The organism is Micromonospora sp. CPCC 206061 (genome assembly GCF_036906915.1).
Classification (GTDB): Bacteria; Actinomycetota; Actinomycetes; order Mycobacteriales; family Micromonosporaceae; genus Phytohabitans.
Genome location: NZ_JBAKHX010000029.1, coordinates 68,311 through 89,061, shown reverse-complemented (window position 1 = coordinate 89,061; position 20,751 = coordinate 68,311). Strand labels below are relative to the sequence as shown.

Annotated in this window: 17 protein-coding genes; 5 read left to right on the top strand and 12 right to left on the bottom strand. The window is 69.9% G+C overall.

What is annotated here, in order from left to right; genetic code table 11:
- Positions 1–134: 134 nt before the first annotated feature.
- Positions 135–1,088, bottom strand: a complete 954-nt coding sequence (locus V6V89_RS20670) for an FAD-dependent oxidoreductase (protein WP_334620816.1) — start codon at positions 1,086–1,088, stop codon at positions 135–137.
- An 80-nt stretch (positions 1,089–1,168) separates the two neighbouring features.
- The gene (locus V6V89_RS20665; protein ID WP_334620815.1) at positions 1,169–3,808 is read right to left on the bottom strand and encodes an MGH1-like glycoside hydrolase domain-containing protein; all 2,640 of its coding nucleotides are present in this window, start codon (positions 3,806–3,808) and stop codon (positions 1,169–1,171) included.
- A 183-nt stretch (positions 3,809–3,991) separates the two neighbouring features.
- On the opposite strand from V6V89_RS20665, the gene V6V89_RS20660 reads away from it, so the two are divergent.
- The 3 genes from V6V89_RS20660 (at position 3,992) to glgB (ending at position 9,298) form a co-directional block, all read left to right on the top strand.
- On the top strand, positions 3,992–5,908 hold the full coding sequence (locus V6V89_RS20660; RefSeq protein WP_334620814.1) for an amylo-alpha-1,6-glucosidase: 1,917 nt from the start codon (positions 3,992–3,994) through the stop codon (positions 5,906–5,908).
- Between the two features lie 145 nt (positions 5,909–6,053).
- The gene (locus V6V89_RS20655) at positions 6,054–7,385 is read left to right on the top strand and encodes a glycosyltransferase family 4 protein (protein WP_334620813.1); all 1,332 of its coding nucleotides are present in this window, start codon (positions 6,054–6,056) and stop codon (positions 7,383–7,385) included.
- The gene (gene glgB, locus V6V89_RS20650; RefSeq protein ID WP_334620812.1) at positions 7,382–9,298 is read left to right on the top strand and encodes a 1,4-alpha-glucan branching protein GlgB; all 1,917 of its coding nucleotides are present in this window, start codon (positions 7,382–7,384) and stop codon (positions 9,296–9,298) included. Before V6V89_RS20655 ends, glgB begins: the two co-directional genes overlap by 4 nt.
- 39 nt (positions 9,299–9,337) lie before the next feature.
- On the opposite strand, the gene V6V89_RS20645 is transcribed toward glgB, so the two are convergent.
- The 3 genes from V6V89_RS20645 to V6V89_RS20635 are packed head-to-tail and all read right to left on the bottom strand — an operon-like array spanning position 9,338 to position 11,966.
- The gene (locus V6V89_RS20645; protein ID WP_334620811.1) at positions 9,338–10,132 is read right to left on the bottom strand and encodes an ABC transporter permease; all 795 of its coding nucleotides are present in this window, start codon (positions 10,130–10,132) and stop codon (positions 9,338–9,340) included.
- A gap of 2 nt (positions 10,133–10,134) precedes the next feature.
- The gene (locus V6V89_RS20640; RefSeq protein WP_334620810.1) at positions 10,135–10,977 is read right to left on the bottom strand and encodes an ABC transporter permease; all 843 of its coding nucleotides are present in this window, start codon (positions 10,975–10,977) and stop codon (positions 10,135–10,137) included.
- Positions 10,974–11,966 (bottom strand): ABC transporter ATP-binding protein, encoded by a 993-nt coding sequence (locus V6V89_RS20635; protein WP_334620809.1) that lies wholly within the window; start codon positions 11,964–11,966, stop codon positions 10,974–10,976. The genes V6V89_RS20640 and V6V89_RS20635 overlap by 4 nt, the downstream gene beginning before the upstream one ends.
- Positions 11,967–12,060: 94 nt before the next feature.
- On the opposite strand from V6V89_RS20635, the gene V6V89_RS20630 reads away from it, so the two are divergent.
- Entirely contained in the window at positions 12,061–12,831 is a 771-nt protein-coding gene (locus tag V6V89_RS20630; RefSeq protein WP_334620808.1) for an endonuclease/exonuclease/phosphatase family protein, read from the top strand.
- Positions 12,832–13,139: 308 nt separating this feature from the next.
- Here V6V89_RS20630 and V6V89_RS20625 read toward each other — a convergent pair whose 3' ends face one another.
- Positions 13,140–13,562, bottom strand: coding sequence for a hypothetical protein (locus V6V89_RS20625; RefSeq protein WP_334620807.1), 423 nt, complete (start codon positions 13,560–13,562; stop codon positions 13,140–13,142).
- Between the two features lie 172 nt (positions 13,563–13,734).
- On the opposite strand from V6V89_RS20625, the gene V6V89_RS20620 reads away from it, so the two are divergent.
- Positions 13,735–14,340, top strand: a complete 606-nt coding sequence (locus V6V89_RS20620) for an alpha-ketoglutarate-dependent dioxygenase AlkB (RefSeq protein WP_334620806.1) — start codon at positions 13,735–13,737, stop codon at positions 14,338–14,340.
- 210 nt (positions 14,341–14,550) lie between these two features.
- Here V6V89_RS20620 and V6V89_RS20615 read toward each other — a convergent pair whose 3' ends face one another.
- The 6 genes from V6V89_RS20615 to V6V89_RS20590 form a co-directional block, all read right to left on the bottom strand.
- Entirely contained in the window at positions 14,551–15,411 is an 861-nt protein-coding gene (locus V6V89_RS20615; protein ID WP_334620804.1) for a carbohydrate ABC transporter permease, read from the bottom strand.
- Positions 15,411–16,343, bottom strand: a complete 933-nt coding sequence (locus V6V89_RS20610; RefSeq protein WP_334620803.1) for a carbohydrate ABC transporter permease — start codon at positions 16,341–16,343, stop codon at positions 15,411–15,413. The genes V6V89_RS20615 and V6V89_RS20610 overlap by 1 nt, the downstream gene beginning before the upstream one ends.
- Complete coding sequence (locus tag V6V89_RS20605; protein ID WP_334620802.1) at positions 16,340–17,356, bottom strand: ABC transporter ATP-binding protein; 1,017 nt, start codon at positions 17,354–17,356, stop codon at positions 16,340–16,342. The genes V6V89_RS20610 and V6V89_RS20605 overlap by 4 nt, the downstream gene beginning before the upstream one ends.
- Positions 17,356–18,798 carry an ABC transporter substrate-binding protein gene (locus V6V89_RS20600; protein WP_334620801.1) on the bottom strand — a complete coding sequence of 481 codons (1,443 nt, stop codon included), beginning with the start codon at positions 18,796–18,798 and terminating at the stop codon, positions 17,356–17,358. Before V6V89_RS20600 ends, V6V89_RS20605 begins: the two co-directional genes overlap by 1 nt.
- 85 nt (positions 18,799–18,883) lie before the next feature.
- Positions 18,884–19,552 (bottom strand): response regulator transcription factor, encoded by a 669-nt coding sequence (locus V6V89_RS20595; RefSeq protein ID WP_334620800.1) that lies wholly within the window; start codon positions 19,550–19,552, stop codon positions 18,884–18,886.
- Positions 19,549–20,649: a sensor histidine kinase gene (locus V6V89_RS20590; RefSeq protein ID WP_334620799.1), complete on the bottom strand. Its 1,101-nt coding sequence runs from the start codon at positions 20,647–20,649 to the stop codon at positions 19,549–19,551. Before V6V89_RS20590 ends, V6V89_RS20595 begins: the two co-directional genes overlap by 4 nt.
- Positions 20,650–20,751 lie beyond the last annotated feature (102 nt).

Genomic DNA, 20,751 nt, shown 5'->3' with positions numbered 1-20,751 from the left:
CAATTGACCCGCACGAGGCACACCACGACCAACGACCGAATTGCCCCTAAGTTACCGGTATTGAGCCTAGGCCCTGTCCTGTCGATCATGTCGAGCCGAGGCGAGGTCCAGACGGCGATCCGGCGGGACAGGGCCTAGGTGGCGAGGGGTACCACCGCCTCCGCACAGCCCCATGAGAGCGTGACCCCGGCACCACCATGACCGTAGTTGTGGACGAGACGCCCGCCACCGGGCAGCGGCGCAGGGTCCGCCTCCACGCGCGGCCCGCCGCGCCGTGCCGGTCGCAGCCCGGCCACATGCGCCAGCACCGCCGCGTTCGCCAGTTCGGGTACCAGGTCAGCGCAGCGAGCCACGATTTCCATGCCCACCCGCGCGTCGGGCTCCGTGTCCCACTGCCCCGCCTCGAACGTCCCCCCGAGCACCACGTCCTGGCTGCGCGGATGTATGTACGTCATGCCGGCCGGACTGTCCTCGTCACGCACCGACGTCACCAGGCCCGGATTGGCGACCAGCACGATCCGCCCTCGAGCGGGGAACACGTCCGCATCACCGCAGAGCTTGCCGGCGGCCAGCCCGGTCGCGTTCACCACGACGGGCGCCTCGATCTCGTCGAACCGCTCGATCCGCCGCCGCTCCACCGCACCACCGAGCCGGTCGCGCAGCCAATCCAGGTACGGCCGCATCTCCACGGTCGGCACCGTGAACCGCCACTCCTCGGTGTACTCCGCGCTCGGCGGCGGCACCCGAGTGAAGTCCGGCACGGCGGCCGACCACCAGGGCGCCTCGTCCACCTGCTGGCGCACCAGCATCCGGGTAGGCCGCAACACCACTCCCGGCACCCCATCCCCCGCCTGGCGGCACAGTTCCTCGAAGGTCCGCGTGGCCCACTGAAGCACCCGCGGATCCTCGTCCGTATGTGTGGGATACCAGACGGCAGCCGCCACCGCGGACACCGTGTCAACCGACTCGTCGGCGCTGATCACAGCGACCCGCGCCCCAGCCTCAACCAGCCGGACAGCCGAGGTCAGCCCGACAACCCCGGCCCCCACAACGACAACGTCGACGATGGCTTCCTCCTTGGACGACACTCACTCCGTCCCCAACCATATTCGCGCCGATCAAGGCCATCTCCATCGATCAAGGGGGGGTGCGACGCGGGCGGGGCGGGTTAGGCGCGGAGGGTCAGGATCAGGTCGGCCACCAACGCTGTCCAGCCTGTTTGGTGCCAGGCGCCCAGGGCGGCGCCGTTGTCGCCGTGGAAGTACTCGGGGAAGGCGAGCAGGTCCTTCCAGTCGGGGTGATTCTGGAAGAGGTCGCACGCGCCGTACATCGGGCGCCGGCCCCACTCGTCCGGCACGAAGAGGGAGATCAGGCGCTCCGACAGGTCGTCGGCCACCTCGTTGAGGGTGCGCTTGGTGCCGGAGCGGGTCGGGTGCTCGATGAGCAGGTCGTCGCCGAAGAACTTGGCGTAGTCGCGCAGCGCGCACACCAGCAGGAAGTTCGTCGGCATCCAGATCGGACCGCGCCAGTTGGAGTTGCCGCCGAACAGGCCGCTGGTGGACTCGGCCGGCTCGTACCCGACGGTGAAGTCCTGCCCGCCGAGCGACACGGTGAAGGGTTTCTCAAGGTGGGAGCGGGACAGGGTGCGCAGCCCGTACGGCGAGAGGAACTCGTCTTCGTCGAGCATGCGCGCGAGGATCCGCACGATCTGCTCGGGGCCGACCATCGACAGCAGCCGGCGCTGCCGTCCGTCACGAGCCATCCGTCGGGCGCCCAGCACATCGGCGTACTCAGGCTTGTTGGTGAGGAACCAGCGCAACCGCGCGCCGAGTTCCGGAAGCTGCGCGAGCGTCCGCGTCGTGAGGGTGGTGGTGGCTGCCAGCGGCAGCAGGCCGACCACCGAGCGCACCTTGAGCGGCACTGTGTTGCCGTCGGCGAGCCGAAGCTGGTCGTAGAAGAAGGAGTCGTCCTCGTCCCAGAGGCCCTGCTGGTAGGCGGCGACCGCGATGTACGCGAAGTGTTCGAAGAACTTGGTGGCGACGTCTTCGTAGGCGGGGTCGTGGACGGCGAGGCGGACGGCGATGTCGAGGAGGTTGAGGGCGTACATGGCCATCCAGCCGGTGCCGTCGGACTGCTCCAGCGCGCCGGACACGGGCAGCGCTGCCGAGCGGTCGAACGGGCCGACGTTGTCGAGGCCGAGGAAGCCGCCTTCGAAGACGTTGTTGCCGTTGATGTCCTTGTGGTTGACCCACCAGGTGAAGTTGAGCAGCAGCTTGTGCAGTACCCGGGCGAGGAAATCGTGGTCGCGCCCGCCGTCGATTTCGAAGACGCGCAGTGCCGCCCACGCGTGCACGGGAGGGTTGACGTCGCCGAAGGCCCACTCGTACGCGGGGATCTGCCCGTTGGGGTGCATGTACCACTCGCGGAGGAGCAGGAGTACCTGCTGCTTGGCGAAGCCGGGGTCGACGCGGGCCAGCGGCACGCAGTGGAACGCCAGGTCCCACGCGGCATACCAGGGGTACTCCCAGGGGTCGGGCATGGAGATGACGTCGAAGCTGTTCATGTGCCACCAGGCGCTGTTGCGCCCGTGCCGGCGTCCCTCTGGGGGTGGAACGCTGCCGGGATCGCCGGTGAGCCACTGCTCGACGTCGAAGTGGTAGAACTGCTTTCCCCACATGAGCCCGGCGATGGCCTGGCGGGCGACGGCGGCCTCCTGACGGGACGCCCCGGCGGGGATGAGCGACGTGAAGTACGCGTCGGCCTCGCCGCGGCGGGCGGCGATCACCTCGTCGAACCCGGCGCCCAGGTCGAGGATCGGCGCGGGCTCGGCGGCGGGCGGCGGCGCGGTGAGCGTCAGTCGCAGCCGGATGTACGCCTCGCCGCGAGCCGGCACGGTCAACGTGTAGTGCAGGGCGCCCTTGGTGCCGGTCAGCGCGGGGTTCACTGACGGGGCGCCGGAGACGACGTGGTCGTTGATGCCGTCCTTCGGGTACTCGCTGCGCCCCTCCAGCCCCCACAGCCGCTGGGTGTTGGTCTCGTTGTCGCAGCACAGGACCGTCGGGTCGCCCTCCCCCTGCAGGACGACCTGCCCGAGCACCCAGTGCTCGCCGACCAGCCGGCCGTCGTCGCCGCGCAGCACCGGCACCTGGTCGCGGCCGGGCAGCCCCCACGACCAGGTGTTGCGAAACCACAGCGTGGGGAGCACGTGCAGGGTGGCCGTCTCGGGACCCCGGTTAGCGATCTTGACGACGATGCACATGTCGGTGGGTGACGCCTTGGCGTAGTCGACGGTCACCGCCCAGAAGCGGTCGTCGTCGAACACCCCCGTGTCGACCAGCTCGTACTCGGTCTCGTCCCGCCCGCGCGCCGCGTTGACCGCCACCAGGTCGTCGTAGGGGAACGCGGTCTGCGGGTAGTGGTACCGCCAGCGCATCCAGGAGTGGGTGGGTGTGGAGTCCTGGTACCACCAGTACTCCTTGGCGTCCTCTCCGTGGTTGCCGCCGTCGCCGCCGAGCCCGAACATCCGCTCCTTGATGATCGGGTCCTGCCCGTTCCAGAGGGCGAGCGCGAAGCAGAACGTCTGCCGGTCGTCGCAGACGCCGGCCATGCCGTCTTCGTTCCAGCGGTACACCCGGGAACGCGCGTGGTCGTGCGGAAAGTAGTCCCAGGCCGTACCGTGCTCGCTGTAGTCCTCCCGGACCGTACCCCAGGCACGTTCGGACAGGTAGGGGCCCCATGCGCGCCACGGCTGTTCTCCCGAGTCGGCCTGCGCCAGGCGCTGGTGCTCGGCCTCTCCGGAGGACGCCACAGCGTCAGACCCCTTCCTCTTCCGTCGTGACCACACGGGACCATTGTCGCCTTAGCGTGTTACAGGTACCGACACCTACCAGGGTCTGTATCGAGGTGGATGACCGGGCTGCGGCGGCCCAAGCCAACGCCTGGACCTCGCCTCGCTCCGGCCCCCACCTCGATACAGACCCTAAGGAGCTTAGTGATCGAGATAGGCTTCGGCCCCCAGGTCGTCGGAGATCTCACTACGGGTGGCAGCCGGGAGTGGTTGCTCACGGACGGGTGCGGTGGGTACGCGATGGGCACGGTCAGCGGGCTGCGTACCCGGAGGTACCACGCGCTGCTGGTGGTCGCCGGCCACACGCCGGCGGCACGCCACGCCGGCCTGGTGGCGCTCGACCCCACGGTCACCCTGGCCTCCGGGGCGCAGGTCCGGCTGGGCACGCACGAGTGGGCGTCGGGGGCGGTCGACCCCCGCGGCTACGAGCTGCTGGAGCGCTTCGACCTCATCGAGGGGGTACCGCGCTGGCGCTGGCGGATCGGCGACACGGTGCTCGAACGCGAGATCGCCATGACACATGGCCGGCCGGGGGTGGCGGTGATACACCGGCTGCTCGCGGGTGGTGGCCCTGGAGGCGCTGTCAAGCTGTCCCTTGATGCCCTGTGCACGTGGCGGGACGCGCACGGTGAGAGGTACGCGGACGGGCCGCCGCCCCGGGTGATCCCCACCGCCGACGGCGCGACGGTCGAACAGGCGTACCGCCTCGCAGGTCCCGGGTGGACGCCCACCGGGCAGTGGTGGCGAGACGCGCACCACCGGGAGGAGGCCGAGCGGGGCCTACACCCTCAGGAGGACCTGTGGCACGCGGGCCGGTTCGGTGGGTCGCTGGAGTCGCCTGGGGACACCCTTGAGGTCCTCGCCTGGGCGGGGGACCTCGACGACCGGCCGGCGCCGGCGGCCACCGTGGTCGACCGTGCACGTGAGCGGCACCGCGTGGTGGTAGCGGCCGCCCGGCCGGCCGACGCGGTGGACGCGACGCTCGCCCTCGCGGCGGACGCGTTCGTCGTGCGTACCTCCGCCGGGCCGGACGTGGTGGCCGGGTACCCGTGGTTCGGGGCGTGGTCGCGCGACACGATGACCTCCTACGAGGGACTGTTCCTGTGCACCGGGCGCGCGGACGAGGGCCGGGAGCTGCTGCGGGCGTACGCGGCGACCCTCTCCGAGGGGATGCTCGCCAACACCGCCGACACGGGCAGCGTGGAGTACAACACCTGCGATGCGACGCTCTGGTTCCTGCACGCGGTGGACCGGCACGTCACGCTGACCGGCGACACCGACCTGGCCGCCGAGCTGCTGCCAGCTCTGCGTGGCGTGGTCGACGCCCACCTGGCCGGCACCCGGTACGGCATCCGCGTCGACCCCGCCGACGGCCTGGTCACGCAGGGCGCCGCGGGCGAGGCACTGACCTGGATGGACGCCAGGATCTACGGGGTACCGGTGACGCCTCGGCTGGGCAAGCCGGTCGAGGTGAACGCCCTCTGGGTCAACGGGCTGGCCGGCGTCACCGAGCTTGCCCGGCGCACAGGGCAGGACGCCGGGGCGGCGCCGGCCGCGCTGACCCGGGCGCTCGACAGCTTCCGCCTGCGCTACCCGGCGCCCACCGGCTGGCTGTACGACGTGCTGGACGGCCCGGGCGGCAACGATCTCGCGCTGCGCCCCAACCAGCTGCTCGCGTGGTCGCTCCCGCACGCGCCGCTGGATCCCGATCCGGCTGTGCTCGGCTCCATCGGAGCTGCCCTGATGACGCCGCTCGGCCCGCGGAGCCTGGCCCCCGGCTCGGCCGGCTATGAGCCGCGTCACCACGGCGGGCCCGCGCAGCGGGACGCCGCGTACCACCAGGGCACGGTCTGGCCGTGGCTGATCGGGCCGTATGCGAGCGCCGTGAAACGGGTTGGCACTGAAATTCACGTTTTGTTCGGCGGTATTGAGTCTCATTTGCGGGAGTTTGGCCTAGCATCCGTAAGCGAAACCGCGGACGGGCTGGCGCCCCACGTCGCGACCGGCTGTCCTTTTCAGGCTTGGTCAGTGGCGGAGGCCCTGCGCGCCCGACGGTTTTGATTAATGCGCGTTACAGGCCTGCAATGGTGGTGTCTCCGCTGGTTTTCGCGGGACCGGCACGATTGGTCCCAACCCAACGTCGCGTAGGCACCGGCCATTGGTGCCTATGGCCGTGCATGGGGAAGACTTCAAGGGGGCGGGCCGTATGTCACCGAACGCAGACGTCATCGAAATGAGAACCCCGGAGCGGCAGCGGGTGCTGATGCTCTCCTGGGAGTACCCCCCGGTAGTCGTGGGGGGACTGGGACGTCACGTGCACGCGCTCTCCACCTCGCTGGCCGCCGCCGGCCACGAGGTCACCGTCGTCACCCGCCACGCCCCCGGCGCACCCCTGGAGGAGTACTCCGAGGGCGTGCGCATCGTCCGGGCGCCCGAGGATCCCCCGCTCTTCCCCCTCGCCACCCCGTCCCTGCTCGCCTGGACGATGGCCTTCAACCACACCCTCACGCGCGCCGCCCTGCGTGCCGCCCAGTCCGGCGAGTACGACGTCATCCACGCGCACGACTGGCTCGTCACGCACACCGCCGTCACGCTCAAGGAGCACCTCGACCTCCCCCTCGTCGCCACCGTCCACGCCACCGAGGCCGGCCGCCACCAGGGCTGGCTGCCCGACGAGATGAACAGGTGCATCCACTCCGTCGAGTGGTGGCTCGGGCAGGAGGCGTGCCGGGTGCTGGTGTGCTCGGAGTACATGAAGTGGGAAGTCAGCCGGCTGCTGGAGCTGCCGAGCACGCGCGTCGAGGTCATCCCCAACGGGGTGGACGACCGGATATGGCAGGCCCAGCCGCGCGCGGTCGCCGCGGCCCGGTCGCGCTTCGCCGCCGAGGGACCGCTCGTCGGATACGCCGGCCGCCTGGTCTACGAGAAGGGCGTGCAGCACCTGGTGCACGCGATCCCGCAACTGCGCGACCGGCACCCCGGGCTGCGCGTGGTCATCGCCGGCGACGGACCGTACCGCGAGGATCTCCAGCGGGAGGCTGGCCGGCTCGATCTGCACAGCACGGTGAGCTTCGCCGGTTTCATGAACGAGAAGCAGCTGCCCGCCGTGCTGGCCGCCACCGACGCCACCGTCGTGCCCAGCCTGTACGAGCCGTTCGGCATGGTGGCGCTCGAAGCCGCCGCCGCGGGGGCGCCGCTCGCCGTCTCGGCCACCGGCGGGCTCGCCGAAATCGTCGAGCCTGGCGTGACCGGCGTGACCTTCCCGCACAGCGACCCCGACGCGCTCGCCGGAGCGGTCGGCTCGTTGCTGGCCGACCAGACCTTCGCACGCAAGGTCGCCAAGCAGGCCCAGTCGATGGTCGCCGAGCGGTACGGCTGGGCGACGATCGCGGCCCGCACGGCGGCCGCGTACGCCTCGGCACAACGCGAGTCGTCGTCGTTCAACACCCGCCAGGCCACCGCCCTGCTCTCCGAGGGCCGGGTGAAGGTCGTGGTACCCGAAGGTAACCTGCTAGCCCTGGACGGCGCCGTTTCATGACAGATTTGGCCACGGCTCTTCACGCACTGCCGGCGCAGTACGCGCCGTCGGCGCCGCTCATCGGTGAGTTGGACCTGTACCTGTTCGGCCAGGGCCGGCACGAACGGCTGTGGGAGATCCTGGGCGCGCACCCCCGCGACGGCGGCTGCCTCTTCGCCGTGTGGGCGCCCAATGCCCGTGAGGTTCGGGTGATCGGCGACTGGTGCGGCTGGGGCCCGTACGACGGTGTCCCCCTGCCGCCGGTGGGGTCGAGCGGCATCCGGGCGGCGTTCGTGCCCGGCGCCCGGCCGGGGATGCGCTACAAGTACCGGATCCATGGCGCCGACGGGGTATGGCAGGACCGCGCCGACCCGATGGCGTTGGCCACCGAGTGCCCACCGCGCACCGCGTCGGTCATCTACGAGTCGTCGTACGAGTGGGGCGACGCGGCGTGGCTGGCGGCGCGCACGTCCGACCACCACACCAGGCCGATGTCCGTGTACGAGGTACACCTTGGATCGTGGCGCCCTGGACTGTCCTATCGGGAGCTCGCCGACCAGCTCGTCGAGTACGTTACCGGCCTGGGTTTCACGCACGTCGAGCTGATGCCGGTCATGGAACACCCGTACGGCCCGTCGTGGGGGTACCAGGTCACCGGCTACTACGCCCCCACGGCACGGTTCGGCTCCCCCGACGACTTCCGGTACCTCGTCGACCGGCTGCACCAGGCGGGCATCGGCGTGCTGCTCGACTGGGTGCCCGCACACTTCCCCAAGGACGACTGGGCGCTGGCGCGGTTCGACGGCACCGCCCTGTACGAGCACCCCTGGGCCGGTGAACATCCCGACTGGGGCAGCCTCATCTTCAACTACGGCCGGTGGGAGGTGCGCAACTTCCTCGTCGCCAACGCGCTGTACTGGCTCCAGGAGTTCCACGTCGACGGGCTGCGCGTCGACGCCGTGGCCTCCATGCTCTACCTGGACTACTCCCGCGAGCCCGGGCAGTGGGCGCCGAACGAGTACGGCGGCAACGAGCACCTGGAGGCCATCCAGTTCCTGCGGCAGCTCAACGAGACCGTGTACCGCAGCTGCCCCGGCGTCGTGATGATCGCCGAGGAGTCGACGGCGTGGCCCGGCGTTTCCCGGCCGGTCGACTGGGGCGGGCTCGGCTTCGGTCTCAAGTGGAATATGGGTTGGATGCACGACACGCTGTCCTATATGGAGCACGATCCGCTGTACCGATCCTTCCACCACGCCCAGCTGACCTGGCCCACCGTGTACGCCTTCGACGAGCAGTTCCTGTTGCCGATCAGCCACGACGAGGTGGTGCACGGCAAGGGCTCGCTGGTCGGCAAGATGCCAGGCGACCGTTGGCAGAAGCTCGCCGGGCTGCGCGGCTTCCTCGCGTACATGTGGGCGTTCCCCGGTAAGCAGCTGCTCTTCATGGGCTGCGAGCTGGCCGACGAGCGGGAGTGGAGCGAGGCGGCGGGGATCGACTGGTCTTTGACCGGGGAAGGCGTGCCGGTGCTGCTTCGCGACCTCAACCGGCTCTACCGATCCCTGCCGGCCCTGTGGGCGCTGGACACGTCACCGGAAGGCTTCCGGTGGATCGCCTGGGACGACTGGCGGCAGAACGTGGTGTCGTTCGTTCGTTTCGGCCCTGCTGGCACCGACCCGGTCGCCTGCGTAGTCAACTTCTCCGGTGTCCCCCGCTGTGACTACCGCGTCGGGCTACCCGCGGGCGGCCGGTGGGAGGAGATCCTCAACACCGACGCCGCGTGTTACGGCGGCTCCGGGGTGGGCAACCACGGTGCGGTCGACGCCGTTTCTGTCGCCTCCCATGGCCATGAGTACTCCACGGAGATCCACGTAGGCCCATACGCCGCTGTCTGGTTTCGCCGGGACGCTTTAAGCGCGACATGCCCGTCGGAGTAGGCATGGCTCAGCTTCCGCACCTCAAGCATGACCATCGCTTTACGTCCCGCCGTACCCCTTGTAGGCGCGCAGGCTCCGCTTCCACAGCACCCGCGACGCGAGATACGCCAGCAGGCCGATCAGCGGCGACGCCACCGCCAGCCAACCCGGCACGGCGAGCGTGTCGATGTGGCCGGTCAGCACCGCGGCCGGCAGGTACGCGACGAACGCCAGCGGCACGACGAACGTGAACGCGTCCCGCACCAGCCCCGGCAGGATGTGCAGCGGATAATTGCCGAACGCGGTCATCAGCTCGTCCAGCCACAGCGACCAGTACGCGGTGGCCGGGGCGTGCAGGGCGGCGCTGCCGAGCGCGGTGCCGATCGCACCCTCGGTGAGCACGCCGCCCACGAGCGCCACGACGAGGTACGCGATGCGGGCCGGCGTCCAGTCGACGTCGACCACCAGGACCGCGCCGGCGAACAGGCTCCCCGCCACCAGCAGGTCGCCGACCGCGTTGACGTTGAAGAACGCGAGCTGCACCTGGCGGTACACGGGCATAGGCCGCAGCATGAAGGCGTCAATCTGTCCTAACTGGACGATGATGTGTGTCCAGGTGAGCCGGCCGAGCACCAGCACGTACAGGCCGTGGCTGAGCAGCCGCATGCTCGCCAGAAGTAGCACGTCGCTGGTGGCCCAGCCGCCCATGCCGGGAAACCGGGTCAGCAGCACGGTCGCGAAGACCACGACCGAGATCTGCCAGGCCGCACCCACCGCAACCTTCAGCATGAACTCGGTGCGGTACTCCAGCACCGCCCGGAAGTTGAGCTTGGTGATGCGCCAGACGAGCCCCATGCTCAACCTCCCTGCACCGTGACGATGCGTGCGGCCTTGCGCCACATGAGCCGGGTCAGCCCGGCGAGCAGCACGCACCACAGCACCTGGATCGCGAGCAGCCGGGGGGCATCACCGAGCGGCTGCCGTCCGATGTAGAGCGACAGTGGAACGTCCAGCGTGTACCGGAACGGCAGCACCGAGCTCATCGTGAGGAACCAGTCCGGAAAGAACCACAGCGGCGCGATGACGCCGGAGAGCAGGTTCTGCAGGAAGCGCAGGATCGTCAGGGCCGCGCCGTTCTGCAGGGTCCAGAAACACAGCAGGTCGACGGCCAGCAGCAGCTGATACATGATGACCTGCGCGAGCAGCATGCTGACCGCGAAGGCCGCGGCGGCGCCGCCCGACGCGGGCGGTTCCACCGCCCCGCAGATCAGGCAGACCGTGTATCCGATGGCCACCCACGCGAATCCGTACAGCTGGTCACCGACCGCGCGCACCAGGTAGTACCGCCGTGGTGATAGTGGGCGCACGAACCAGTACAGGACCGTGCCCTCCTGGATGTGCTGCAACATCGTGTCGCGGGAGGCCGACCGGTCGAGCCCGCGGATCTGAAGGGCGAGCACCGCGAGCACCGCGTACGTGACGGCCTGCTCGCGCACCAGGCCCGCACTGGTGTCGACCTGGCTGTACAGCGACCGCCAGAGACAGACGACGAGGAACACCTGCGCGGCGAGTCGCGCGGCGGTGCCGGTGATGCGGGCCGGCTGGGCGAACTCACCAAGTGGCGTGACCCGAGCGACCCGCCACTGCGCGGCCGTCACGCTCCTCAGCCCAGACGCTGCCACGCCAGCTCGCTCGCTCATATGGCCACCTGTTCCCGGTGCAGGTAGGCCTCGCGCATGACGTCTTCGAGGTCGTTCTCCTCGATGGCGAGGTCGGTGATCGCGTACCGCTCGATGATCAGACGCAGGGCCTCGTGCGTCGACGTGGCGCCGTCGCCAGGCCCGAAAGCCACCCGCGGCCCGTCGTGCCGCAGTACCCGCAGGCCGGGCACCGCCACCTCGGCGGGCGCGTCGGCCAGCGTGACGTGCACCTGCCACGTGGCGCCGAACTGGCTGCGCAGTTCGGTGAGCGAGCCGTCGAAGAAAAGCCGGCCGTGGTTGATGAGCACGATCCGCTCGGCGAGCCGGTTGACCTCGGTCATGTCGTGGGTGGTCAGCACGACGGTGCGCCCTCGCTGCTCCACCTGGTGCCGCAGGAACTCGCGCACCTGCTCCTTGACGACCACGTCCATGCCGATCGTGGGCTCATCCAGAAACACGATCTTCGGGTCGTGGATGAGCGCGGCGGCGAGGTCGCAGCGCACCCGCTGCCCGAGCGACAGGTGGCGGATCCGGGTGTCCCAGAACTCCGACAGACCGAGCAGGTCGTCGAACTCCGCCAGCCGCCGCCGGTACTCCTCGGCACCGACATCGAAGATGTCGCGCAGGATGGCGAGCGAGTCGCGCGCGGGCAGGTCCCACCACAGCTGCGTGCGCTGCCCGAACACGGCGCCGATCGTGCGGGCGTTGCGCTCCCGGTCGCGGTGCGGCTCGATGCCCGCGACCCGCGCCTCACCCGCCGTCGGCACGAGGATGCCGGTCAGCATCTTGATCGTCGTGGACTTGCCAGCGCCGTTGGGTCCGAGCAGCGCGAGCAGCTCGCCTTCGCGTACCGAGAACGAGACGCCGTCGACCGCGGTCTTCGCGATCCGGGCGGGCGCCAGCAGCGATTTCAGCCCGCCGACGAACCCGGGGCGACGCGCGATCGTATGGAACGTCTTGGTCAGGTCACGAGCGATGATGGCGTCCACTGGATGATCATCGTGGTGTGACAGTGATCGCGCGAGACATTTCCTAACCATTGGGCGAAGTGCGTTCCTCGACGCGACTGTGCAGACTGGCGGGATGCGCGTGATGACCTGGAACCTCTGGTGGCGCTTCGGCGACCAGTGGCAGGAGCGGCAGCACGGCATCCTCGCCACGCTCCGCGGCATCCAACCCGACGTCGCCGGACTGCAGGAGGTCTGGGGCACGGCGCTGGAGTCGCAGGCCCATTGGCTGGGCGACAAGCTCGGCATGCACGCGGTCTTCGCCGCGCCGTCACTGCCGCCTCCTCCAGAGCATTCCGAGTACGAGGTGGGCGTCGGCCTGCTCAGCCGATGGCCGATCCAGCGAGTCGACGAGCACCGGATGCCGTCCCGGCACCGCTCCGAGGCCGTGGCCCTGACGGCGGTGATCGAGCACCCCAGCGGCCCGCTGCACGCGGTGGTCTCCTGCATCGACTGGGAGCGGGAGTCCGACCAGCGCATGGCCCAGGCCCGCTACCTCGCCGACCTGCTCACCGACCCGTCCCGCGACGGCCCGCTACCCATCCTGCTCATGGCCGACCTGAACTCCCCGCCCAGCACGCCGGAGATGAAACTGCTGGCCAGCGTGGCCGTCGACGCCTGGACCGCGTCGGGCGCCGCCGGCGACGCAGGCCACACGCTGAGCACCCGCAACCCGTACGCGCCGCGCGGCATGTGGCTCAGCGACCAGCGCATCGACTACGTGCTCGCCCGCCCGGGCCGCGTCGACCAGCCCGTGCTCGTCGAGCAGGCCTTCCTCGCCGGCACCTCCCACGACTCCCACCCGCCGTCCGACCACTACGCCGTAGTGGCCGACCTCCAGCTGTGACTCCCACCCCGTCCGCATTTCCGCCGATCAAGGGCAAACGCACGCGCTTTGATCTCCTTTTCGCGTGTATTCGCCCTTGATCGACGTGAATGTCCTGATCGACGCGGCAGCCCTCGTCCGTGCGGGCTGGTTCGCGGCTGTCTCGTCCGGCTGAGGCTTGCAGCGCCGCTCCCAATGATCGGCCGCCTGCAAGGTGGGGCCGAACGGCGAGCGGCCAGATCGTTCAGAAACATCTTGCAGATCCGTGCCCAGGCTGGATCAACGGGCCGCTGCGTATACCCCTCCACGGCGCTGTGGCTGGTGCCGCGTCAGCCGTCGCCGAGTATCTGGTCGCGGTACCGCTGGAAGCCGTGCCAGCCGTCGGTCTCGGTCGGGTCGCCGCTCAGGAACCGCTCGCCGGGTATGTCCCACGCCCGGCCACCGGCCGCGGCCGCGATCCTAGCGGCCACCGGCAGCACATCATCGCCGGACCCGCGGATGTGCAGCATAAAGCCCACGACCGGGTCATCCGAACCAAGGTTGATCTCGATATTCCAGCCTGGACCGGTCACACCGCCCCACCCCGCCTCCATGGACCCGGCCTCCGCAAACCCCGCGTACGGCAGTTGGTCACGGATTCGTTGCTGGATGTCCGCCACAGTCCCCAGCGGCAGTGCCGAATAGTCGCTTGGGATGTCCTCGACGTGGTCCACCCCGGCGGGCGGGGCGAAGATGTATACGTCCCAGCTCATGCCCCTGTCGTAGCACGGCAGCGACATGCAAAGTAGGACCGGGCACTGCAAGATCAGATGCAACGTAGGTCCGGATAGTGCACCTTCGGCGTGTACAGGACAGCGGCGCCCTGCTCCTGGGCCTTGTGGGCCCTCGCACGTGTGTTCTAATGGCGGTATGTACCAACCGTCCATGCTTGACCTGGCGGAGGTCGCGGGGCTCGGCCAACTCGCCGGGCGGATCCAGCGGCACACGCTCACCCGCGGGGCGTGGGTCGACCACCTGCCCGGCTGGGTCACCGGCTCCGAGGTCGTACTGGACACGCTTCTGCGCGACGTCGACTGGCGGGCCGAGCGCCGCGAGATGTACGAGCGCGAGGTCGACGTGCCGCGGCTGCTGCGCTGGTACGGCGGCGGCGAGCAGCTGCCGCACCCGGTCCTGACGGAGGCCCGCGACCGCCTGTCCGCGCACTACGCCGCCGAGCTGGGAGAGCCGTTCGTGACCGCCGGCATGTGCCTGTACCGCGACGGGCGCGACAGCGTGGCGTGGCACGGCGACACCCTGGGGCGGGGCGCGCGGGCCGACACGATGGTGGCGATCGTGTCGTTCGGGTCGCCCCGCGCGCTGATGCTGCGGCCACGAGGCGGCGGGAGCAGCATGCGGTTTCCGCTCGGCCATGGCGACCTGATCGTGATGGGTGGCTCCTGCCAGCGCACCTGGGAGCACGCGATCCCGAAGACCGCGCGGGCGGTCGGCCCTCGCGTGAGCGTCCAGTTCCGCCCCATCAACGTCGCCTGACGTCCGCGGGCACGATCGTGGCCGCCCGCGCCGTGCGCGCGGCCCGCGCTCGGCCGTCCGAGGTCTCATGCTGGGTCGCCGTCAGCGCGGCGGGCGGTGTGCTCCGCGATCAAGGGCATCTGCGTCGATCAAGGGCAAAATACACGTGGATCGGAGATCAAAGCGCGTGCGTTTGCCCTTGATCGACGAAAAGGGGGTGTCGTGCGTGGGCTAGCCCTTTACCGCGCCCTGGGTGAAGCCGGCTATGAAGCGGTCCAGGAACAGGTTGAAGACCAGCGCTATCGGCAAAGCGACCAGCACCGTCGCCGCCTGGAGGGACTGCCAGAAGAAGACGTCGCCACGGACCAGCTCGGTCGGGACGCCGGTGGAGATGACCTTCTGGTCGGTCGGGGACACGAACGACAGCGCGTAGATGAACTCGCTAGCCGTCAGCGTGAAGGCGAACACGATCACCGCCACCACGCCCGGAAACGTCAACGGCACCACCGCCCGCCAGAACGCGCCGAGCCGGCTGTACCCGTCGACCATCGCCTGCTCCTCGATGTCGCGCGGCACCGCCTTGAGGAAGCCGATCAGCAGCCACACCGACACCGGAATCGTGATGGTCGGGTAGATCAGCACCAGCGACCACGTCGAGTCCTGCAGGCCGACGGCCACCACCAGGCGGGACAGGGACAGGAACAGCAGGCTGGGCGGCACCAGGTACACCAGGAAGATCGCCACGCCGAACCATCCGGCCCACGGGCGGTCGAGCCGGGCCAGCGCGTACGCGGCCGGCAGCCCGAGCAGCAGCGTGATGCCGACGACCAGCGCACCGACCCAAAGCGTGTTCCACGCGAACGTGCCGAAAGCCGTGTTTTCGAACAGGTAGGTCACGTGGTCCGGGGTGGCGGGCCGGTTGTACAAGAATGGGTTGCTCGACGGGTTGTAGAGGTCACGGTTCTGCTTGAACGCGGTGATCAGACTCCACACGAACGGCGCGGCGGAAAAGAACGCCGCGAGGCTCGCGAGGGTGTACACGCCGATCCTGCCAAGGACGTGCCGGCGCCGGTAGGAGGCGAGCGTGGCCATCAGCGCACCTCCATCTTCCGCACCGCCCGCAGGATCGCGATCGCGGCGGCCAGCAGCAGCGGGAAGAGGAACAGCGCGACCGCCGCGCCCTGCCCGACGTCGCCCCCGTCGATGCCGCGGAAGAACGCCCAGCTGGTCAGCACCTGGGTGGCGTTGTTCGGGCCGCCGTTGGTGAGCACGTCGACCACGGCCATGTCAGTGAACGTGAAGATCGCGCCGAACAGCGCGGCCACCGCGATGACCGGCAGCGTCATCGGGATGGTGACCTCGAACATCCGTCGCCACCAGCCGGCGCCGTCGACCCGTGCGGCTTCGTCGAGGTCGCGCGGGATCGCGACCAGGCCGGCCATGACGATCACCGCCGACAGCGGGGTGAGGCGCCAGACGTGTACCGCGATGACCGAGCCCATGGCCAGTTCGGGCTCGCCGAGCCAGTACATGTTGGAGCCGGCGCCGAAGAGCGCGCCCGGCGCGCCGAGCAGCCCGACCTGGCGCAGCAGCCAGTCGATCGGCGAAAAGATCGAGTCGAGCATCCACAGCCAGGCGATCGCGCCCAGGGTGACCGGCGTGGTCCAGGGCAGCAGTACCAGGAACCGCACCAGCCACTTGCCCTTGAAGTCGGCGATCAGGATGTTGGCGAGCACCTTTCCCAGCACGACGATGAGCACCATCGAGATGATGGTGAAGATGAACGTGTTGCCCAGCGACCGCCAGAAGACGGGGTCGTCGAAGATGCGGTCGAAGTTGCGGAGGCCGACGAAGTCGTACGACGGGTCGCCGGCGGTCACGTCGGAGACCGCGAAGCCGACGGCGAGCACGAACGGCACCGCGACGAGCGCCAGGATGTAGATGACGCTGGGCATGAGGAAGAGCCAGGCGAGCGTGCCGTCCCGGTCCGCCAGCTTGCGCCGCGGCGCCGCCGAGGCACTCATGCCCGCTCCCCCGTGGCGGCGACGAAGAAGCGCAGCCGGTGCCGTGCCACCGCGAAGTCGTACGTCTGTCCCGCGCTGATCGGGGTGTCCACTGTGGCGGGCAGCCGGGCCACCACCCGGGTGGCCTCGCCGATGCCCGTCACCGTGCCGTACACGTGGCGGTCGCCGGACAGGTACTCGATGCGGTCGACGGCGAGCGGCACCTTCTCCCGTTCGGCGCCATTGGGCAGCGCGTCAGCGGGCAGCAGGTGCTCGGGGCGGAACCCGACGATCTGGTCGTCGCGCGGCACCAGGTTCATCGGCGGCGAACCGATGAACGTGGCCACGAACGTGTCGGCCGGGTCGTCGTACACCTCGACCGGCTTGCCGATCTGTCGCACCTTGCCGTGGTTCAGCACCGCGATGCGGTCACCGAGGCCCATGGCCTCGACCTGGTCGTGCGTCACGTAGATCGTGGTCGTGGAGATCTCCTCCTGGAAGCGCTTCAGCTCGTCGCGGGCGCTGGCCCGCAGCTTGGCATCCAGGTTGGACAGTGGCTCGTCGAGCAGGAAGACGTGCGGCTCCCGGACCAGGGCGCGGGCGAGCGCGACGCGCTGGCGCTCGCCGCCGGACAGCTGCCGGGGCTTGCGGGCCAGCAGGTGGCCGATGCCGAGCAGGTCGGCCGCCCACTTGGCTTTGCGTTCCCGGTCGGGGCGCGTCATACCCGCCGCCCGCAACGGGAACACGATGTTTCCCAGCACCGTCTTGTGTGGATAGAGCGCGTAACTCTGGAACACCATCGCCACCTTGCGGGCGCGCGGCGGCAGCCCTGTCATGAGGTGGCCGTCGATGAGCACGTCGCCGGCCGTGGGCTGCTCCAGGCCCGCGATCGCGCGCAGCAGGGTGGTCTTCCCGCAGCCCGACGGGCCGAGGAGGACGAGGTACTCGCCCTCCTCGGTCGCCAGGTCGACGCCGTCGACGGCAAGCACGCCGTCGAACTGCTTGACGAGGCCGCGTACCTCCACGACCGCCATCAGCTACCGCCACCCACGAGGCCCTGCGAGCGCCACTTCGAGAAGACCGGGTTGATCTGCGCCTCGGCGTCGAGAACCGCCTGCCGGGCGCTGACCTCACCGCGCGCCGCACGGGCGAACATGTTGGGGATGATGAACGTGTTGAACACCTCGCCCTCGGCCGTGTTTGACGGGCCGGGGTGGCCGATGTTCGTCGTCCACTTCGTCGCATCCCGGAGGAAGGCGAGCTTGTCGGCCGGCTTCGAGCCGAACGGGTCGCTGGCCAGCCAGCCGTCCCGCTGCGGTGTCAGCTTGTCCCAGGCGCAGAAGTCGTACAGCTTGCTGGCGTAGGTGGCGGCGGCGTAGTTCGCCGTGTAGTGCAGCAGGAACTCCTTGGCCGCGGCCGGGTTCTTGGCGTGCTTGGGGACGATCCAGTTGTACATCACGTGCTGTGCCGCGAGGGCGCCCTGCGTGCCGCGCAGCGCCGGCACGAACAAGATGTCCTCCGCCACCTGCGGCGCGGTGCCCTGCGCGGTCCGGTACGCGGAGATGGAGTTGACCGCGTACGACAGCTTGCCGGCCACCAGGCCCTGGTTGTTGGAGGCGGCGTTCCAGGAGAAGACCTCGTTGGTCATGGTTTCCTTGAACAGCCGGCTCATGTACTCGACGGCGGCGACCGTCTGGTCGGAGTTGATGACGACCCGCTCGTTCGCGTCCTGGATCGAGGCGCCGTAAGACCACATCAGCGCCCGCAACACCATGTTGGAGTCGATCTCCTGGGACATGCCGAGTCCCATCTGGACACCCTTGGACTTCTTGATCTCGGCGCCGCCCTGGAGCAGTTCGTCCCATGTGGCCGGTCCCTTGGCGAACCCGGCCGGCCCCCACAGCGACGCGCGGAAGTTGCCGGGATCGGGCACCCAGCCCGGGGAGTACGCGAAGAACTTGCCGGTCGTCGGGTTGAACGTCGACTTGCGACAGACGTCGAGCTGGTCGCCCCAGCGCTTGACGGCCTCCTCGGTGATGTCCTTCATGTCGAGCACGCTCGGCTCGAACTGGGACAGCGGCGCGATGAACTGGATGACGTCGTGGCCCTGCCCGGCCTGGATCTCGGCCGCGATGCGGGTCGGTATCTGTGCCTGGTCGATGTGGTCGACGGTGGCCTTGACGCCGACCTTCGCGGCCCAGTCCTGGACGAACTTGTCGAACCACGTGTCGTGGCTGGGCACGAAGTGGCTCCACAGTAGAACTTTCAGGTCGCCGGAGAGCTTCTCGCTGGGCTCGGTGAAGGTCTCGGCCGGCGCGCCGCCGGGGTTCGCCGCGGGGCCGCCCGGGCCGGGGTCCTCTTCGCTGGCGCAGGCGCCGAGCGACGCGAGTGTCGCACCGGCCGCGACCAGCCCGGTGGAGCGCAGTACGGACCGGCGGCTCCGCCGAACGCCGAGGAAGGACGGACTTTCAGCCATCACAGGCTCCTTCCCTTTGGGGATATAAGCCTGACGTTAGTGCCATGTGACCCGGATCACTAGAGATCCGTTATCGACGCGTGACCTAACCAGCCCACCCCGGGCGCACCAGCCCGGCCTCGTAGGCGTAGACGACGAGCTGTGCCCGGTCGCGGGCACCCAGCTTGATCATCGCTCGGCTGACGTGTGTCTTCGCGGTCGCCGGGCTCACCACGAGCCGCTCGGCGATCTCCTCGTTCGACAGGCCGGCACCGACCAGCGCCATCACCTCGCGCTCGCGGTCGGTGAGCTGGTCCAGGTCGGCGGGTGGCGGCGCCGACCGGCGCGCCCGCGCGGCGAACTCCGTGATCAGCCGCCGCGTCACACCCGGCGAGAGCAGCGCGTCGCCGCCGGCCACGGCGCGTACCCCGCGCAGCAGGTCGACCGGCTCGGTGTCCTTGACCAGGAAGCCAGCCGCGCCCACCCGCAGCGCCTCGAAGAGGTACTCGTCGAGCTCGAAGGTGGTCAGGATGACGATCCGAGTGCCGGACAGGGCAGGATCGGCCGCGATCCGGCGGGTCGCCTCCAGCCCGTCGACGCCGGGCATCCGGATGTCCATGAGCAGCACGTCCGGCCTGGTCTCGGCCGCCAGCCGCACGGCGGCCACCCCGTCGGCGGCCTCCCCGACGACCTCGATGTCCGGTTCCGCGTCCAGCAACGCCCGAAACCCGGCCCTGACAAGCGCCTGGTCATCAGCGAGCAACACCCTGATCATGACGCCTCCGTCGGCAACCGGGCGGCCACCTGGAAACCGCCCGACGGCACCGGCCCAGCGGTCAGCGTGCCGCCCAGGGCCTCGACGCGGGCGCGCATCCCGGCAATGCCGTTGCCGTCGTCGTTCGGCACGGCGGTGCCCGGCCCGTCGTCCGTCACCCGCACCGTGACCGCCCCCTCCCCGTACCCGATGACCACCGTCGCGGACGCCGCACCGCCCGCGTGCCGGCGCACGTTCGTCAACGCCTCCTGCACGATCCGGTACGCCGCCCGGTCGACCTCGGCGGGCAGCGACCGCGCGTCCCCCTCGACCCGCGTCCGCACGGGCAGCCCCGCGTCGCCGGTCAGCTCGTCGAGCCGCGCCAGCCCGGGCGCCGGCCCGCGCGGCGCGGCCTCGTCTTCCGGCCGCAGAACGCCCAGCACCGAACGCACCTCGCGCAGCGCCTCGGCGCTCGCCGACTTGATCGCGGTCAGCGCCTCCCGGGCCTGCTCCGGCCGGCTGTCCATCAGATGCAGCCCCACCCCTGCCTGCACATTGATCAGTGACAGGTGGTGGCCCAGCACGTCGTGCAGCTCGCGGGCGATCCGCAGCCGCTCCTCGCTGGCCTGCCGCCGCTCCTGCTCGGCCCGCGCACGCTCCTGCTCGGCCCGGTACTTCATCATCTCGGCGAAGTGCTGCCGGCGTACCCGGTTGGCTTCCGAAAGCGCGATGCTGGCCGGCACCGCGACCGCGACGACCGCCGCCTGACGCCACGGCGGTTCGACGACGAACAGGTAGCCGGCGTAGCCGGCGACCGCGACCACCCACGTGGCCGCGCGGTGTCCCACCGCGAAGATCGCGAAGAGCACGGCCAGAAAATACGGCCCGGTGGGTGCCGGGTCGGCCACGGCGGCATACCCCAGCGCCGCCGCCACCGTCAGCACCAGCACGTGTACTGGTTGCCTCCGTCGCGCCAGCAGCGCTACCGGCCCGGCGAGGAGCAACACGTACTCCAGCGCCCTGAGGTCCGCCCCGCCGGTGCGGGCGCCTACCACCTGGACGACGCCAGCGAGCACCGCGGCACCGGCCGTGCCCTTGTACCGCCGACCAGCCTCCACGCCTCGACGGTAGGTCACCGGCGACCGCCCTCGCATCGGCCGCGCGCCGTCCCCCGCGTACGCCCGCGGGAGTAGCCCGTACGCCGGGTACGCCGCCGGGCG